The organism is Pseudophaeobacter profundi (assembly GCF_029697505.1).
GTDB lineage: Bacteria > Pseudomonadota > Alphaproteobacteria > Rhodobacterales > Rhodobacteraceae > Pseudophaeobacter > Pseudophaeobacter profundi.
Genome location: NZ_JARJEF010000059.1, coordinates 1 through 578, shown reverse-complemented (window position 1 = coordinate 578; position 578 = coordinate 1). Strand labels below are relative to the sequence as shown.

General features: G+C 52.4%; 1 protein-coding gene. It reads right to left on the bottom strand.

Annotation, left to right across the window (positions count from 1 at the left end; genetic code table 11):
- Positions 1–5: 5 nt before the first annotated feature.
- A partial coding sequence (locus tag P2081_RS20275) for an EF-hand domain-containing protein (RefSeq protein WP_278924598.1) occupies positions 6–578 on the bottom strand: 573 nt, incomplete at its 5' end.

Below are 578 nucleotides of genomic sequence, written 5' to 3'. Positions count from 1 at the left end.
CCGGTTTAACGCAAAGCTTTCTGGAACTCTTCAAAGTCGACGGTCCCGGAGTCGTCAATGTCAATCTCGTTGACCATGCCGATCAGCTCTTTCTCCGGAATATCAGGATCAAGTTCCCTCAGAATCTCCTTGAAGTCATCCGTCGTGATGTAGCCATTGCCTTCTCTGTCGTAGAATCTGAAGGCCTCTTTCAGTTCTGAGTTCAACAGTTCAGCGTTGGCGTCTTCCTCTTCCTCTGTCAGAAACTTTGAAGCCAGGATACAAAACTCTTCAAACTCCAGCTCTCCGGATCCGTCCACGTCGACCTCCTTGATGATTTGCTCCAGCTGCGCTTGTGTCTGCGCATGTCCCAGCAGTTCCAGGATTGTGCCAATCATGTCAATCCCTATGCACCCCTTCTTCTCATGGTCAAACGCCACGAACGCATTCTTCAGCAAATCAATTTGGTCCTTCGTTAGACTCAGTTCATCAAGCTTGGAGTTGGCGGTCGAGGACGCTGTGGAGCCAGAGGAGGTGACCGAGGAGCTAGACTCGCTCCTGGAGACACTGGCGGCCTTCTTGGGCGCGGGAGGGGCGAG